The organism is Streptomyces sp. NPDC001536 (assembly GCF_042894505.1).
Lineage (GTDB): Bacteria > Actinomycetota > Actinomycetes > Streptomycetales > Streptomycetaceae > Streptomyces.
Window position 1 is genome coordinate 88,381 of record NZ_JBIAVQ010000011.1, and the last position, 15,636, is coordinate 104,016.

Annotated in this window: 11 protein-coding genes; 1 reads left to right on the top strand and 10 read right to left on the bottom strand. The window is 71.3% G+C overall.

Features of this window, described 5'->3' with window-relative positions; translation table 11 throughout:
* Positions 1-23: 23 nt before the first annotated feature.
* The 7 genes from ACFY0U_RS28400 to ACFY0U_RS28430 form a co-directional block, all read right to left on the bottom strand.
* Entirely contained in the window at positions 24-3,863 is a 3,840-nt protein-coding gene (locus ACFY0U_RS28400) for a lipopolysaccharide biosynthesis protein (RefSeq protein ID WP_388640501.1), read from the bottom strand.
* The gene (locus tag ACFY0U_RS28405) at positions 3,856-4,656 is read right to left on the bottom strand and encodes a polysaccharide deacetylase family protein (RefSeq protein WP_388640504.1); all 801 of its coding nucleotides are present in this window, start codon (positions 4,654-4,656) and stop codon (positions 3,856-3,858) included. Before ACFY0U_RS28405 ends, ACFY0U_RS28400 begins: the two co-directional genes overlap by 8 nt.
* Positions 4,649-5,638, bottom strand: a complete 990-nt coding sequence (locus tag ACFY0U_RS28410; protein ID WP_388640505.1) for a glycosyltransferase — start codon at positions 5,636-5,638, stop codon at positions 4,649-4,651. The genes ACFY0U_RS28405 and ACFY0U_RS28410 overlap by 8 nt, the downstream gene beginning before the upstream one ends.
* A complete protein-coding gene (locus ACFY0U_RS28415; protein ID WP_388640507.1) occupies positions 5,635-6,456 on the bottom strand; it encodes a glycosyltransferase family 2 protein in 822 nt (273 codons plus the stop codon). The genes ACFY0U_RS28410 and ACFY0U_RS28415 overlap by 4 nt, the downstream gene beginning before the upstream one ends.
* A gap of 378 nt (positions 6,457-6,834) precedes the next feature.
* Positions 6,835-7,932 (bottom strand): GNAT family N-acetyltransferase, encoded by a 1,098-nt coding sequence (locus ACFY0U_RS28420; RefSeq protein ID WP_388640510.1) that lies wholly within the window; start codon positions 7,930-7,932, stop codon positions 6,835-6,837.
* Position 7,933: 1 nt separating this feature from the next.
* On the bottom strand, positions 7,934-8,323 hold the full coding sequence (locus tag ACFY0U_RS28425) for a hypothetical protein (protein WP_388640513.1): 390 nt from the start codon (positions 8,321-8,323) through the stop codon (positions 7,934-7,936).
* Between the two features lie 179 nt (positions 8,324-8,502).
* Positions 8,503-9,705 carry a S8 family peptidase gene (locus ACFY0U_RS28430; protein ID WP_388640516.1) on the bottom strand — a complete coding sequence of 401 codons (1,203 nt, stop codon included), beginning with the start codon at positions 9,703-9,705 and terminating at the stop codon, positions 8,503-8,505.
* Positions 9,706-10,021: 316 nt separating this feature from the next.
* Between ACFY0U_RS28430 and ACFY0U_RS28435 the strand changes: the two genes are divergently transcribed.
* Positions 10,022-10,816, top strand: coding sequence for an SGNH/GDSL hydrolase family protein (locus ACFY0U_RS28435; RefSeq protein ID WP_388640519.1), 795 nt, complete (start codon positions 10,022-10,024; stop codon positions 10,814-10,816).
* 4 nt (positions 10,817-10,820) lie between these two features.
* Here the strand turns inward: ACFY0U_RS28435 and ACFY0U_RS28440 are convergent, their stop codons facing one another.
* The 3 genes from ACFY0U_RS28440 to ACFY0U_RS28450 are packed head-to-tail and all read right to left on the bottom strand — an operon-like array spanning position 10,821 to position 15,547.
* Entirely contained in the window at positions 10,821-12,413 is a 1,593-nt protein-coding gene (locus ACFY0U_RS28440; protein ID WP_388640522.1) for a protein kinase, read from the bottom strand.
* Positions 12,414-12,470: 57 nt separating this feature from the next.
* Positions 12,471-14,183, bottom strand: coding sequence for a sulfite exporter TauE/SafE family protein (locus ACFY0U_RS28445; protein ID WP_388640525.1), 1,713 nt, complete (start codon positions 14,181-14,183; stop codon positions 12,471-12,473).
* Positions 14,180-15,547, bottom strand: a complete 1,368-nt coding sequence (locus tag ACFY0U_RS28450) for a tetratricopeptide repeat protein (RefSeq protein WP_388640528.1) — start codon at positions 15,545-15,547, stop codon at positions 14,180-14,182. The genes ACFY0U_RS28445 and ACFY0U_RS28450 overlap by 4 nt, the downstream gene beginning before the upstream one ends.
* Positions 15,548-15,636 lie beyond the last annotated feature (89 nt).

The following is a 15,636-nucleotide window of genomic DNA, read 5'->3' on the forward strand; positions in this document are numbered from 1 at the left end:
ACCTCGTAAGAGCCTCGCAGGAGCTATTTCATCGTCACGAACCGCTGCACCAGCGAGGCCAGCAGCACCGCCAGCAGCGGCAGCGAGAACCAGAAGCTGCTCTGCAGCCACCGCAGCTGGCGCACACCCGGCCGGACCGCGACCCGGACCACCTCGCGCGCCGTCAGCAGCACGATCAGCGCCAGCGCCGCGAGACCCCCGACCACCGACCAGGGCGTCCAGGTCACCTGCGGCCCGATCGGACCCGGATCCGCCTTCGGAGCCTTGCCCGCGGGCTGCTTGGCCAGCGCGTACATGGTGACGTCCGCGTTGACGTAGACCTTCTTCAGCTCCGCCCGCTTGTCCAGGTTCTGGATCAGCCGCGGCTCCCACATCTTGGAGTAGCCGACGTCCAGTTCCAGATACGTCACCTGACTGCGGTTGATCATCAGGTACGAGTTCGGTCCCGCGTCCCTGAGCGCCTTGACCAGACTCGACACCAGCACGGGGTCGGTCGGCGCCAGCGTCGGCACGTACTCGACCCGCTCCATGTCCCGAGAGCCCCACGGCATCGCCGGCGTCACGTTGCTGACCGTGTCGTTGCTCAGCCACAGCAGCCGTACCGTCGGGTCGTCATGGGCGTACACAAAGTCCATGGCGGCGACCTCGCCGGGCCGGATCCGCTCGAACGGCTCGTTGCCCCAACGGGCGATCAGGAAGCCGCCCATGAGCAGCAGACCCGCCATGAGCGCGGCCAGCGGGGCCAGGCTCACCCGGTCCTTGTCGCGTTCCTTCGCCGTGATCCCGGTGCGCGGGAACAGGGCGAGGCCCATCAGCAGGGCCGCGCCGGGCAGGGCGAACATGAAGACCCGCAGCGCCATCTCACCGCCGTAGGACTGCATACCGAAGCCCAGGAACGGTACGAAGGTCAGGACGAGCAGTGAGCGCTCCCGGTAGTGGTGGTCGCGGCGGCGCCACCAGCCCCAGCAGGCGAACGCCATCACACCGCCGGCCAGCAGCACGCGCGTGTAGAGGACGAGCTTGTGCGTGGAACTGCCGCCCTCGATCCGGCCGCCCACCGACGACTGCACATTGCTGCCGACGCCGCCGACCCCGCCGAACAGTTCGTCGAAGTGCCCGGACCAGTACGGCTCGGCCATGAAGCCCACCCACACGGCCACCATGACGGCGAACAGGATGGGAAGGCCGCGCAGTTCGGACTTGCCGATCAGCACGAGGGCCGCGAGCAGGCCCAGCATCACGAACGGGGTGAGCTGGTGGGCCGGGACGCTCGCCGCGAACAGCCCTATGACGACCATCAGCAGCACGGCCCGCTGGCGCCGGTTCGTCGGCTCGACCTCCGCCTCGCCGGGCCGCATCTTCGTCCAGATCACGCGCGGGGCGCGGAAGTAGACCAGCAGGAGCGCCGCGAACACCAGATAGAGGAGATAGGTGAAGCCCTGCGGGGAGAAGTAGTCCTGGCCGACCCAGCCGCTGAGCACGAACACCCACAGGCCGGTCCACTTGGCCCGCCAGCTCGCCCGCATATGGCGCACGAGCAGGAACATCGGGGCCAGGTAGAGGAGTTGGATGGCCAGCGGCCACCAGCGGATCACCTCGGTGAAGTCCGTGACCCCGCAGGCCTCGGCGACGAACGCGGCCGCCGCGAAGAAGCCCGGCCAGCTCCAGCGCGCGTCCAGGTCGGGGACGGCGGAGCCGGTCCGGTCGATGTAGTCGAGGAAGCCCAGATGCTGCCAGGCGGTCGCGAAGCGGGGTTCGGTCTCGATCACCGCGGGCAGCGCGTGCAGCGACACGACCGTCGCCAGCAGGGTGATCAGCAGCAGCGCCTTGTGCTCACGGGCCAGCCACAGCAGCGAGGCGAAGGCCACGGCCAGCAGCGCGGCACCGACCAGCGTGGGCAGCGGCAGCACGGAGATCAGCCCGAGCCCGCCCATCTCGTCGAGGTCCGCTTCGCCGAGGCGCACCGCGGGCACCCAGTACAGCAGCAGCGCGGCGGTCAGCAGACAGCCCAGGACGACCCCGACCCGGCTGGGCTGGAGGCGCTCCTGCCACGACAGCAGCGGCGGCTCCTCGGACACCGGCACCTCTTCCCGTACGGGTGGCTCCTCCCGTACGACCGGACGGGCGGCCTCGAACGGCGCGTCCACCTCCGCCTCGGACGACGCCTCGGAAGACACCCCGGACGACGTCTGGACCGGCCCCAGCGAGGCCTCGGACCCCGGTTCCCGCGCCTCCACCGGCAGCCCCACCTCGGGCAGCTTCGCCCAGGTCGGCCGGTGCGGCTCGGCATGCGGCCGGGGACGCACCACGGGCGTACCCGTGGGCGGGGTGCCCGGACCGGGCCGCACGTCCGGCCGGCGTTCCAGGTGGTCGAAGTCGACGTGGACGCCGAGGCCGAGCGTGTCCTGGTCGAGCGCCCAGGCGGGCCCGCGCCTGCGGACGCCCAGCGGGACGGTGGCCTCGCGCGCCCCCAGGTCGGCGAGATCCCCGTCGGGCGCCGCGTCCTCGGGAACGGACCCCGCGGGCGCCCCCTTGAGGATCTTGTACAGCTTGGGCGCGGCGATCGCCACGATCACCGCGAGCGAGGAGATCTCCGCGACACCGGCGCCGGTCAGCCCCATCCGGGGGAGCAGCACCAGGGTCAGCCCGAGCACCAGCGCGCACAACAGGCCCTGGAGCCACGCCAGTCCGGCGGTACGGCTCTGTGCGCGCAGCACCGCGAAGTACGTCTCCATGACGACCCGCAGCACCGCGCCGACCGCGAACCAGCGCAGCAGCGGGGTCGCCGCGTCGGCGTAGCCCGAGCCGAAGACACCGAGGATCCAGGGCGCGCCGAAGAACAGGACCGCGCACACCGGCAGCATGATCCGCGCCATGCGCTTGAGCGCCGCGCGGGTGTTGGAGGCGAGCCGCGCCGGGTCGTGGGAGCCCTCGACCGTGAGGGAGGCACCCATGTTGATGGCGAGCAGGTTGACCGTGCCGCCGATGGTGGTGGTGATGTAGAAGTACGCGTTGTCCTCGGAGCTGACCTGCGCGGCGACGATCACCGGGACGAGATAGACCACGGCGAGCGAGAACAGGGAGCCGGTGTAGTCGCCCGCGAGGAAGCGCCCGATCTCCCTCACCGACGGCGGCTGCGCGTGGTTCTCGGTGGCCTTCACATGCCGGCTCACCAGCCGCCGGAACACCAGCCAGCCCAGCGGCAGCACCGACACCGCGATCGCCGCGACCCACGACACGAACACGCCCATGGTGGGGATCGCGGTGGCGAAGGCGATCAGCAGCACCAGCTTCACCGCGGAGAACACGGTGTTGCCGACCGGCACCCACAGCGCGCTGCGCAGCCCGGTCAGCACCCCGTCCTGGAGGGTCAGCACCGACCAGGCGACCACCGCCAGCACGAAGAACAGCGCGTGCGAGGGGTCGTTGAGGAATCCGTACGACGGCCCCCACAGGCCCAGCGTGAGCAGGAAGACGCCCGCGGCCAGCGCCACGACCACCGAACTGCCCGCGTAGGTGCGGAAGATGAGCCGTCCGGTGGCCCGGCCCGCGACCGGGATGAAGCGGGCCAGGGCGCCGGTCAGGGTCACCGCGGTCAGCCCCGCCAGGAGCTTCATCGCGGCGATCGCGGCGGAGCCCTGGCCGACCGCGGACTCGGAGTAGTAGCGGGCCGCGGCCAGCCAGAAGCCGAGGCCGAGCACGGCGGAGATCCCCGTGTTCAGCATCAGGGCGTAGGCGTTGCGGAACAGCTGGCTGCCGCCCGGCGACCGGCCGAGCCCGGGCAGCCGGAGGCGGCGCCCCGGCTGCTCGGGCGCCTTGGCCGCGGGCTCGGTGGCCTCAGGGGTGGTCGTCGTGTCAGACACGGGAACGGATGGCCTTCCGGCGGACCTGTCGTGCTCTTCGGACCATGGCGTACCCCTTGGTGAACGCGCGGTCCCGGGCGAAGTTCCGGGCGATGGCCCGGCCTTCGATCAGCCGACGGAACTCCTCGGCGTCCGTGCCGCGGCGCACGGTGACCCGCAGCAGCGCGTACGGCCCCTGGCGGCGGCGGGCGAGCCCGTTGCCGACGGCGAGGGCCTGGGCGTACCCCGTCTCGCGGACCTTCTCGCGCACCCGGCGGCTGGAGTAGCCGTACGGGTAGGCGAACGAGGCCGGGACGGTGCCGAGCTGGTCCGCCACGATCTCCTTGCAGAGGATCAGCTCACGGCGCAGCGCGTCGTCGTCGAGCTGGTCGAGCTGCGGGTGGGTGTGGCTGTGCCCGCCGATCTCGACGCCCTCCGCGGCGAGTTCGCGGACCTGCGGCCAGTCCAGCATGGTGTCCAGGGCGTGGCCGTTGTCGTGCGGGCCGCGCAGCCATCCCGTGGACACGAACAGCGTGGCCGCGAACCCGTGCTTGGCGAGCACGGGCAGGGCGTGCCGGTGCACACCCTCGTAGCCGTCGTCGAAGGTCACCAGGACGGGCCGTTCGGGCAGCGGACGGCCCGAGCACCAACTCGCCGCCAGCTGGGCCGTGGTGATCGGGGTGTGCCCGAGACTCCCGACGATCTCCATCTGCTCTTCGAACGCCTCCGGGGTCACGGACAGCTCGCGGGTCGCCTCGTTCGGCTCGCTCGCGATCGCGTGGTACATGAGAATCGGCACACGTGCGTCACCCATGCGCGTCCCCCTCGATCCGCGCCACCCGGAACGTGGCGCCGCCCCTGCGGGCCCGGACACTGCCCACCACGTACCCACCGGCGGCCGTCAGCACCCCCGCGACGATCGCACCCGCGCGCCCCGCGCCGCCCGGCCTCGCCAGCACGGCGTCGCGCAGCCCGCGCACCACCCCGGCGGGCAGCACCCGGGTGGTGTACCGGCGTTCGGACTCAAGGCCCTTGTCCGCGCCGACACTGCGCGCCACCAGCGCCTTCGACAGGCCCTCGGCGTAGGAACGCGTGCGGAAGTACCCGAAGTGCTCACGCGCCTCGGGCACCCGGTGGTGGATCACCGCCCGGTCGTCGATCAGCAGGACCGCGTCCGGTCTGGCCCGGGAGAGCCGGATGCACAGTTCGGTCTCCTCGCAGCCCAGCGGCCGCTTGTCGCCGTCCCGCCCGATACCGGTGGCGAAACCGCCGGCCGCGTCGAACGCCGTACGGCGGAACGAGGCGTTGCCGCCGAGGACGTTGCGCACCCGGACCAGACCCGGCGGCAGCCCCTTGTACGTGCAGCCCACCACCCAGTCGAACTCCTCGGGGAACCAGGCGGGACGGCGCCCCGACGCCCAGATCGGCACCGTACGACCGCCCACGGCCATCACCCGCGGATCGGCGTACCCCGCGGCGAAGTGGCGCAGCCAGTCGCGTTCGGCGACGGCGTCGTCGTCGAGGAAGGCGATCACCTCGCCGCGCGAGGCGGCGATCCCGGTGTTGCGGCCCGCGGACAGGCCGCGGGGGCCCGCGTTGGCGAGCACCCGCACGGCTTCGACTTCCTTGTACTCCTTGGCCAGCCGGTCCAGGAGCGCCGCGTTGTGGTCGACGACCAGCAGCGTCTCCCGCGCCGGATACGACTGCGCCGCGACCGAGGAGACCGCCGCGAGGATGTCCTCCCAGCGGTCCTCGGTGTAGACGCAGATCACGACGGAGATGTCGGGACCGCTCAAGACACCTCTCCCCGGACCGAGTCGAGCATCGGGGAGTGATGGGCCTGGCGGCGCAGCTCACGCCGGTTGGAGCGCTCGCCGAGGATCACCCTGAGCACCCGGAACCCGTCGCGCACGGCCCGCAGATTGCTCGCGCCGTGGATGCGGAGGTACTCGTGGCTCGGTATCTCCTGCACCTTCAGGCCCGCCTTGACCACCCGGATGTTGATCAGGGTCTCGATCTCGAACCCCGTGCAGTCGAGGTCGATCTTGTCGAGGCAGTGCCGCCAGAACGCGTTGTACCCGTAGCAGAGATCCGTGTAGCGGGCGCCGAACTTGCGGTTGACGATCGTGCACAGCGCCCAGTTGCCGAGCTTGCGGATGAAGGTCATGTCGTCCGTGCCGCCGCCGTTGGCGAACCGGGACCCCTTCGCGAAGTCCGCGCCCGAGAGCAGGGCGGAGACATAGCTGAGGATCTCGTTCCCGTCGGCCGAGCCGTCGGCGTCGACCATCACGATGATGTCGCCGGTGCACGCCTCGAACCCGGTGATCAGCGCGTCACCCTTGCCCTTGCCGCGCTGGCGGACGACCTTCACCTCCGGCCACAGATCACGGGCCACTTCGACGGTGTCGTCGGTGGAGTTCCCGTCCACCAGGACCACTTCGTGGATCCAGTCGGGCAGGGTCTTGAAGACGTACGGAAGATTCTCCGCCTCGTTCATGGCGGGAATCACCACACTCACCGGAGGCGCGATGGCCAGGTGAGTGGAGACAGGCCGGTACTTGGCGGCCGCGGACAGATCCTGGCCCGTGGTCGCCGAGCGCAGAACAGAGCTCATGAGTCTGGTTCCCTCTCGTCCGGCTGGACCGCCCGCCCCTGGGCGGCCCGGCTGTTGTCCGGTTCGAAAGGGGGGTTTGTTTCACCTGCGGCATGCCGAAAGGAATCTCCGAGCAAACCCGGGTGAGCTGGCAAAGCCGGCCGACGCCCGAAACGGCCGCCGGTCGCGCGGTACGACTCGGTCACATGTGCGGTCACCGAGCACGGCACCCCCCTACCGCGCCCCGCCCCGGTCCGTCGCGGTCCTTGAGCCCTCCCCTAGTACCGCTGGGTGACGTTCCGATGCGGGTGAGATGTACGACGGTATTGACGATTGAACCCCTATGGCAAGACCTGGAACCAGGCCTCACGTTTTTTGTTGGTTTGACCGTTACGGAACCTATGGGGTCCGTGAACGGATCCTGCCCATCCTCTTCAGGATCCGGTCGGCCGGCTCGAAGAGCTCCGGCCGCGACTGGACGGTGTTGCGCAGCGCCCGGACGGGGGCGCGGCGCGCCCTGTGCCCGAGTGCGACCGGGTGACGCCGGGTCACCCACCCCTCCGACACGGTGATCTCCCGTGTCTTCAGGGAGTCCTTGTACTCCTTCTGCCCCCGCCCGAGATCCAGATACGCGATCCCGTCCGCGGCGGCCGCCTCCGCCATCCGCAGATGCAGGACCAGACCCGGCGAGTACTTCGAGAACGCCGGGTCGTACGCCGGGAACCAGCAGGCCAGCACCCGTTCGCTGCGCAGCCCGAAGTGCGCCGCGATCGGCTTGCCGCCCGCGTACAGCACCGACAGGATCCCCGCGAACGGATCGGAACGGGTGTGGAACAGCCGCTCCACGAGATGGGTGATCCACTCGTGGGCGAAGCGGTCGCTCCGCCCGGTCCTGCGGTACTGCGCGGACTTCCAGTCCATCAGGGTGCGCAGGGCCGCCGGATCGCGCTCGTCGTGCACATAGCGCACCTCGCCGGCGTCCCGGCCGAGTTTGCGTTCCTTGGCGAGCGTGGTTCTGGTGAACTTCGGCGCGTGGGACCGCAGATGGGCCAGATAGGTCTCGTAGCCCTGGTCGACGTCCATGACCGGCGACGGAAAACCGCCGGTGGCCCCGACCGCGAACGCCTCCTGGCCCTCCACCAGGTGGTCGAACTCCCAGACGGCGAGCCCGCAGGCGCGCAGCAGCTCCCGCGCGTCCCACACGAACCCGGGCCGGTGCACCAGACCCTGGGCGTCCGAGACGCCGAGTCCGACGGCCCGGCCGACCCCGGTGACGCTTCTCTGGTACGGGAAGAACGCGGCGGGCTCCCCGCCCTCGCGCACCACCGCGATCCGCACCCCTCGCCGGTAGCGGCCCACCGAGAGCGCGAACTCGGGGGACAGGAACGGGTTCGCCAGCTCCGGCGATCCCTGGAGATGGGCCTTGGACTGCAACGACGTCCACGCCGCCCGGTCGGCGGCGCTGAGCTCACCGGGGCGGTACACGCTGATGTCCACGTCAGGGAGTCCGTCCCGTCGTCGTGCGGCCGTGTCGTCGCCGCACCCAGACCAGCAGGAGAAGAAGCGAGCTGATCGCGGTCACGGCCACGATCCCGCCCCGCCACGACCAGCGGTGCGTGGCGAGCATGCCCTGCGCCACCAGCATGTTGACGACGACCGAGCCCGCGAGCGCGGTGAGCACCCGGCCGAGCGGTTCGAGGCCGCGCAGCGCGGCGGCGATCGCCACGGCCGGTGCCGTCAGCAGGAAGAACAGGGTGAACGGGCCGCGCAGCGGTGAGTCCGAGCCGGCGAGCGCGAGGATCGCGCCGAACGCGCCGACAGCCGTCGCGGCACCCGCGAGCAGCGGCGACAGGTCCGTTGATGATGTGCTGTTACGTATGGTCTGCATTGGCGACTTTGCCCCCCGAAGCGCCGGATGCGAGGCTTCAATGTCGCGCAGGGGCGCCGGGGTCGTCAAGACCGAAAAGGGCCGTGTATCGCGGTTGGTACGGACAATGAGACACGTGTTCCCCGGAGGCGGAAGTCGCCTCCGGGGAACGGTCGTTCAGGTGGTGCGCTCCCTACGGGTTACGGCACGAGCCGCAGCAGCCGGTTCGGGGAACCGGTGCCCGGGCTGGTGACCACGTTCGTGGTGGCACCGCCGGTCAGGGCCGTGGCGACCTGGGCCGGGGTGGACGAGGTGTGGCTCGCGAGGTAGACCGCGGCCGCGCCCGCGACGTGCGGGGTCGCCATCGACGTACCGGAGATGGTGTTGGTCGCGGTGTCGCTGGTGTACCAGCCCGCCGTGATCGAGGAGCCCGGCGCGAAGATGTCCAGGACCGAGCCGAAGTTCGAGTAGCTGGCCCGGGCGTCGGTGCTGGTGGTGGCGCCGACGGTGATGGCCTGGGTGACCCGGGCCGGGGAGTACGAGGAGGCGTTGGCGCTGCTGTTGCCGGCCGCCACGGCGTAGGTCACGCCGCTGGCGATGGAGTTGCGCACTGCCGTGTCCAGGGCGGTCGAGGCGCCGCCGCCGAGCGACATGTTGGCGACGGAGGGACCCGAGTGGTTGGCGGTCACCCAGTCGATGCCCGCGACCACGCCCGCGGTGGTGCCGGAGCCGGCGTTGTCGAGCACCCGGACCGCCACGATCCTCGCCTGCTTGGCGACACCGTAGGTGGAACCCGCGATCGTGGTGGCCACGTGGGTGCCGTGACCGTTGCCGTCGGAGGCGGTGGTGTCGCCGTCGACCGCGTCGTAGCCGTAGGACGCACGGCCGCTGATCTGCGAGTGGGTGATGCGCACACCGGTGTCGATGACGTAGGCCGTCACGCCGGCGCCCGCGGTGTCCGGGTAGGTGTAGGTGCCCGAAAGCGGAAGCGCGGCCTGGTCGATGCGGTCGAGGCCCCAGGGGGCGCTGGACTGCGTGGCGTCGACGTGGACGCGCTGGTTCTGCTCGACGGAGGCCACCGCCGGGTCGGCCGCCAGTCTCTTGGCCTCGGCCGCGGACAGGGTGGCGGAGTAGCCGTTCAGCGCGCTGCCGAACGTCTTCTTGACCGTGCCGCCGTACTCCTTGACCAGGCTCTTACCGGCGGCCGAGGTCGACTTGAAGCCGGTGGAGCCCTTCTTCAGGGTGACGATGTAGCTGTCCTTGATCGCCGTGGGGGAGTCGGCGGCAAGGACCTTGCCCTCGGCCGGAGCGGCCTCGGCGGGAAGGGCGGTGAGCCCGCCCACGAGGGCGGCGGTCGCCAGGCTGGTTATCGCGGCGATCCGGAACTTACGCAGTTGTGCCATGCGAGGGAGTCCTCCTCTTAGGCGACGCGCGTTCGTGTGGGGTGCGCGTCCGTGGGGGGTGTGCGCGTGATCGCGCACACGACCCGGAACGTCGCGTTCCCGTCCCGGGCTGGAGTAAAGACTGGGTGATCTACGGGTGTAGATCAAGGGAGTTGAGTACCTGTCAACAAATCTGTCATGCACGCGTAATCAAACACGCCATGAACATATGCGGGTGCGATGAGTAAGGACGGAAAAGTCTTGGCATGGACACTTCCCGTCAACACGCGTAGTTGCTACGACGGTTGTGGCAGAGATCCTGCTAAAGGGAGGTTCCATGAGACGTTCCCGATTTGCCGCTTACGTCACCACGCTCCTCCTCGCCGTCGGCGCCGCACTGGCGGGGGCAACCCCCGCGCAGGCCGCCACCGGCCCGTACGTGGCCCTCGGCGACTCCTACTCCTCCGGAGTGGGCGCCGGCAGCTACATCTCCTCCAGCGGCGACTGCAAGCGCAGCACGAAGGCGCACCCCTACCTCTGGGCCGCCGCCAACTCACCCTCGTCGTTCGCCTTCACGGCCTGCTCAGGTGCTCGTACGAGTGATGTTCTGGCGAACCAGCTCGCCCCGCTGAACAGCGCCACCGCCCTCGTCTCCATCAGCATCGGCGGCAACGACGCCGGCTTCTCCGACGTCATGACCACCTGTGTGCTCCAGTCCGACAGCTCCTGCCTGTCCCGCATCAACACCGCCAAGGCCTACGTCGACTCGACGCTGCCCGGCCGACTGGACAGCGTCTACTCGGCGATCAGCACCCGCGCCCCCAACGCCCACGTCGTCGTCCTCGGCTACCCGCGCTTCTACAAGCTCGGCACCAGCTGCGTCGGCCTCTCCGAGACCAAGCGGAAGGCGATCAACGACGCCGCCGACTACCTCGACAACGCCATCGCCAAGCGCGCCGCGAACCACGGCTTCACCTGGGGCGACGTCCGCCCCACCTTCACCGGCCACGAGATCTGCTCCGGCAGCTCCTGGCTGCACAGCCTCAACTGGCTCAACATCGGCGAGTCGTACCACCCCACCGCGGCCGGCCAGTCCGGCGGCTATCTGCCCGTACTGAACAGCGCGGCCTGAACCGTCACTCGGTAGCCGAAGGAGAAGCGGAGGCCCCGCCCGTCGGGGTCTCCGTCTCGCACGTCACCGAGAACGGCACCACGTTGGACGTCACGTGCTGCGGATCCTGGACCTCGACACTGATGTCGCTCTCGAACGTCCCGCTGTCGTCGTTCGTCGTCGCGACCACCTTGTCCTGCTTGGAGGTGGAGCCGCCCGCCGGGAACGACAGCGTCTTCCAGCCGTTGTCCATGACATCGCCGTCCGACGACACCCAGCGGTAGCGCACCTCCGCCGGCACCCGGCTCACCGTGATCGTCGCCGTGAAGGCGGGCGCCTCGGCGTTCGGCGGCGGACAGGGCCCCGTGTACTGCGTGTTCGCGCCCGCCAGCGTGGCCTGGACGGTCACCGGCGGCGGAGCGCTCGTCGTGGTCCGGTCCGGGGTGGAAGCCGGCGGCGGCTCCTCACTGTCCTCGTCCGTCTCGGTCGGCGTGCTCTCACCCGTCGACCGGCTCGTCTCGTTGTTTCCCTGGTTGCCCCCGTTGTCGTCGCGATTCAGCAGCGCGTACGTCAGTCCCGCGATCGCGAACGCCAGAGCGGCGAGGCCCGCGATCAGGACCACGGCGGCACGGCGGTTGCGGTCGGGCGGCTCGGGGGACGTCCTGGTGGTCGGGACGGACGGCGTGGGGGGCGTGGGCGCCGTCGGGAAGGGGGTCGTCGGCGGTTCCGCGGGGAAGGCGGCGATCGTCGGCGGATAGGGCGTCGGCGGCGGCGAGTCCGCGCGGAGCGTGCCCCCGGCACCGATGATCCGCAGTTCCTGCTCGGCACGGTCGGCCGGCAGCCGCTCCGCCGGGTCCTTGCGCAGCAGGCCCTCGATGACCGGGGTGAGCGGACCGGCCCGGTACGGGGTCGGCAGCTCCTCGTCGACGATCGCGCGCAGGGTGCTGAGCGGGGTGTTCTGGCGGAACGGAGAGTTGCCCTCGACCGCCGCGTACAGCAGCACGCCCAGCGACCACAGGTCGGACTCGGGGCCGGGGGTGCGGCCCAACGCCCGTTCCGGGGCGAGGAACTCGGGCGAGCCGATGACCTCGCCGGTCATCGTGAGCGCCGAGCTGCCCTCCACCTGGGCGATACCGAAGTCGGTGAGCACCACGCGGCCGTCGTTCGACAGCAGCACGTTGGCCGGCTTCACGTCCCGGTGCAGCACCCCCGCCTCGTGCGCGGCCCGCAGCGCGGAGAGGATCTCGGCGCCGATGTGCGCGGCCCGCTGCGGGGGCAGGGGGCCCTCCGCGTCCAGGACGTCGGCCAGCGAGACACCGCGGACCAGCTCCATGACGATCCACGGGCGGCCGTCCTGCGTGGCCACGTCGTACACCGTCACCACGTTGCGGTTGGAGACCCGGGCCGCGGCCCACGCCTCACGCTCCAGCCGGGCGTACATCCGCTCGACGTCCGAGCCCGCGAGACCCGAGGGCGCGCGCACCTCCTTCACCGCGACCTCACGGTGCAGCACCTCGTCGCGGGCGCGCCACACGGTCCCCATGCCGCCCTCGCCGAGGGGGGACAGGAGGCGGTAGCGGCCCGCGATCAGACGTTCACTGCCCGGATCTTCGGACACGTGCGTCCCCCATTCGCAACTCCGCGTGACTTAGCGTCATTTCTCCCCAAAAGTAGCTCAGCCAAGTGCGGATGCCGCCCCCTTGAGCACCAATCCGGCCCCGAGTGCCACAACGAGAAGCGCCGACATCAGGGGTGCGGACCTGCGGACGAGCGCCGTCACCGGATGCGCGGTCCAGCGGGGACGCCGGTCCAGCAGCCGGTTCATCCCGGTACCCAGCTTCACGACGGCGAACCCCGCCGCGGTGAGGGTGAGGGCGAGACCGACGCCGTACGCGACGACCAGGAGGAAGCCGAACCAGGCCTGGCCGAGCGCCATGGCGCCGACGAGGACGACGACCGCGGAGGGGCTGGGGACCAGGCCACCGGCGAAGCCGAGGAGGATCGTGCCGCGGAGGGTGGGGGCGGTGGAGTGGGTGTGCGTGAAGCCGCCGTGGGTGTGCTCGACGGTGTGCGAAGGGGGGTGGGGATGGGGGTGCGGGTGGCTGTGGTCGTGGTCGTGGCTGTCGTCGTGCTCGTGCGGGTGATGCGGGTGATCGTGTGTGTGGCCGGGCGTGTCGGCGGTGGCGTGGCTGTGCGCGGCGACCAGGGCCAGCTGACGCTCGGGGGTCGGGGCGGGCTCGTGCGGGTGGTCGTGCCCGTGTCCGCCGTCGTCGGGTCCGTGCGGGTGGTCGTGGTCGTGCCCGTGGTCGTGGGAGTGACCGTGCCCGTGCGTGTGCCCGTGGCCCCGCGCGTGCTTGCGGTGGTGCAACGCCCGTCGTACGAGCGTCAGGCCCGCCCCCGTCACCAGCACCCCGCTCGCGATGCCCAGCCAGGTGATCACCGAGGGCGCCGCCCCCGAACCCGCCGTGACCAGCAGGCCCAGGGCGACCACACCGAGCGTGTGGGTCACCGTGACCGACGCGGCCAGCGGCATGACGTCCTTGAGGCGGGCCTTGCCGCCGCGGGCCGTCGCGACCGCCGCCATGAGGGTCTTGCCGTGGCCGGGGGCGAGCGCGTGCAGCGCGCCCAGGGCTGTGGCGATGAACAGGGCCAGCGCGGCGAAGCCGAAGGTGAGGTCGTGGCGGGCCACCAGGGAGTCCAGCGCCCGGGTCCAGCGGTCGGCGCCACGGGGGAGCACGGAGGCCGCCGGAGCGTCGGTCCGCTCCTCGGCGAGGGCGGGGCCACCGGGTCGTACGCGCAGGTCCGCCGTCGTGGTGTCGGCGGGGGAGGAGAGCAACTCCTGCGGGTAGTCGGTCAGTTCACGGGAGACCGACTTCGTCGGTACGTCCGACGCCGTGAGCGTCATCCGGTCGCCGCGCGCGGTGATCTCCCGCCAGCCGGGCCCCGAGTCCGCGCCCGCGCCCCGGAAGCCGAGAGCGATCGTGGAGGTCTCGGGGAGCGGTGCCGTCAGCTCGCACTCCACGCGCAGGGTGTCGAGCCCCGCCTGACCGGGCCGCACCCGGGCCTCGCTGTCCCGGACCGTCAGGGCGGCCGTACGGCCGTCGACGGTGACCTCGCTGTCCCGGGCGGCCGTCGCGCACCGCTGTGCGGCCCAGTCGGCCAAGCCCAGCTTCTCGATGTCCGGCTTCGCCTGGGTCGCCGGGATCTCGGCGAGGTCCTCGACGTGGTCGACGCGCAGCTGTCCCGGGGCGGCGACCAGGCCGTCGTAGCGGTTGACGGTGAAGTTGCCGAGGGGGTGCGCGCTCGCGGCTCCGGAGGGGAGGAGGACGAGCGCGCACGCGGCCGTGAGCACGGCCGCACCGGAGGCGAACAGACGACGGGACCTCACTTGGCCGCCTCCAGGTCCTTGAGCGCCCTGCGGGCCTCGCCGGCACCCAGGGTCGAGAAGCCGGGGTTCAGCCTCAGGGCCGCCTTGAGATGGGTGCGGGCGTCCTTCTCGTCGCCCGTGGCGCGTTCGATGACGCCCCGGTGATAGAGGAACGAGGCGTTGCGGTAGCCGGTCGCGGTGGCCCGGCGGGCGTACGGCAGGGCCTCCTCGTCCTCGCCGTTGACGTGCAGGGCCCAGGCCAGGGCGTCCGCCGTGTGCACGGTGTGCCGGCGGTCCCACTCGGCGCGGGCCGCGCGCAGCGCCGCCTTCTTGTCGCCGTGGTCGGCGGCGGCGAGCGCGGTGTCCAGATCGGCGTTGACGCCGTTGGCGCGGGCGAGCGCGGTCCAGGCGTCGACCAGGGCGTACTGGTCGTCGGCCCGGTCCGTCTCGCCGCGCTCGTCGTACAGCTCGCCGAGCTCGACGAGCGGGCCGGGCAGCGGGTAGCGGGCGACGACGCTCTCCAGGCCGCGGACCGCTTCCTTCTCGTCGCCGCTCGCGGCCTGCGCACGGGCGCGGCCCTCAAGCGCGGGGAGGTAGTCCTCGTCGGCGGCCAGGGCTCGCGCGTAGTGGTCGAGGGCTTCCTCGTACTCGCCCTGGTTCCACGCGAGTTGGCCGAGCTGCGTGGCGACGTACGCCACGTCGCCGGGGGTGGCCGCCGACCTGAAGGCCTGCTTCAGCACCCGCTTCGCCGTGCTCACGTCGCCGCGCAGCTCGTGGACGTACGCGTACCGCGTGAAGACCGGGATGCCCGGCTTGCGGGAGTCCGCCGTGTCGGCGGCCTTCGCGGCCTCGGCGTAGCGGCCGAGCTCGACGAGGGCGTCGATACGGGAGGACAGGGCGCGTTCGTTGTAGGGGTTCTGCTTCAGCGTCCGGTCCGCGTACGTCAGGGCGTCCTCGAAGTCGTGCCGGGCCGCGGCGAGGGCGGCACGGCCGGCGAGGGCCTGCTCGTTGCCGGCCCTCAGCTCCAGCGACCGCCTCAGGGCCTTGTCGGCCTGCGGGTAGCGGGAGGGGTCGCCCTTGGTGCGGGCCTGCTCGACATAGGCGAGCCCGAGGGTGGCCCAGCCGCCGAAGTCCTTCGGCTGGGAACGGAGATGGGCCTGCAGAGAGGAGATGCTCGCGTCCAGGTCCCCACTGGACAGCAACGCCGGTGACATGGCGCTCGGCGCGGCCGCGACGGTCGTACCGCCGTCGTCGCGCAGGGCGCCGACGGCGATGGAACCGGCGGTGAGGGCAATGGCCAACAGAACGGCGGAACCGCCGAGTTGCACGGCGCGCAGCCGCCCTCCGGAGGCTGCCGTCTCGCCGTCGTTCGTACCCGGGACCATTGCCCTCTCCTATGGATCGTTCCGGCTGGATGTGCAGGCGCGGCCCGCGCCGTGGGGGATGAGTACGTGCGGGCCGCGCCCGTCAGGGG